1 protein-coding gene is annotated in these 1,033 nt (G+C 78.9%); it reads left to right on the forward strand.

Features of this window, described 5'->3' with window-relative positions; translation table 11 throughout:
* Window positions 1-59 precede the first annotated feature (59 nt).
* Window positions 60-1,033 (forward strand): cobyrinate a,c-diamide synthase (locus tag AC0CYZ_RS30395; RefSeq protein WP_472221842.1); only part of this gene is annotated, 974 nt, incomplete at its 3' end.

Raw genomic sequence — 1,033 nt, forward strand, 5'->3', positions numbered from 1 at the left:
AGACGCACGCACGAGCGTTCAGCGCGCACGACGACGGCTCCACCGCGCACGTCCCGCGCGTGCTCGACGCGCCGGTGGTGCTCGTCGTCGACGCCCGCGGCCAGCACCGCTCGGTCGCCGCCCTGCTCCACGGGTTCGCCCACTTCGACCCGCGGGTGCGCCCGGCCGGCGTCGTGCTCAACCGGGTCGGGACCGAGCGGCACGCCGAGGCGCTGCGGGCGGCGTGCGCGGAGGTCGGGGTGCCGGTGCTCGGCGTCGTGCCGCGCCGCGCGGAGCTGGCCGTGCCCTCGAGACACCTCGGCCTGGTCACCGCGGCCGAGCACGGCGACGCGGCCCGGGACGCGGTGGCCGCGATGACCGCCCTGGTGGCCGCCCACGTCGACCTCGACGCGGTCGAGGCCCTCGCCCGGCGCGCCCCCGCGACGCCGGCCGCGTCGTGGGACCCGGCCCTGGAGGTGACGGCACCCGGGGACGGCCCGGCCCCCGTCGTCGCCGTGGCGGGTGGGCCGGCCTTCACCTTCGGCTACCCCGAGCACGCCGAGCTGCTGGCCGCGGCGGGCTGCGAGGTCGTCGTGGTCGACCCGCTGCGCGACGAGGCGCTGCCGGAGGGCACCACCGGGCTCGTCCTGCCCGGCGGGTTCCCCGAGGAGCACCTCGACGACCTCGCCGCGAACGCGCCGCTGCGTGCGGCGGTGCACGCCTTCGCGGCCGCCGGCGGCCCGGTGCACGCGGAGTGCGGGGGGCTGCTCTACCTGGGCAACTCGCTCGACGGGGCACCGATGTGCGGGGTGCTCGACGCCGACGCCGCGATGGGCCCCCGCCTGGCCCTCGGCTATCGCACCGCCACCGCGGCCGCCGACTCGCCCGTCGCCGCGGCCGGGGAGACGGTCAGCGGCCACGAGTTCCACCGCACGGTCACCACGCCGCGCGCCGGGTCGACGCCGGCGTGGCACTGGGCGGCGCACGACGGCGAGGCGGTCACCGAGGGCTTCGTCGCCGGGAACGTCCACGCCTCCTACCTGCACACCCACCC

This window comes from Actinomycetospora sp. (assembly GCF_055612215.1).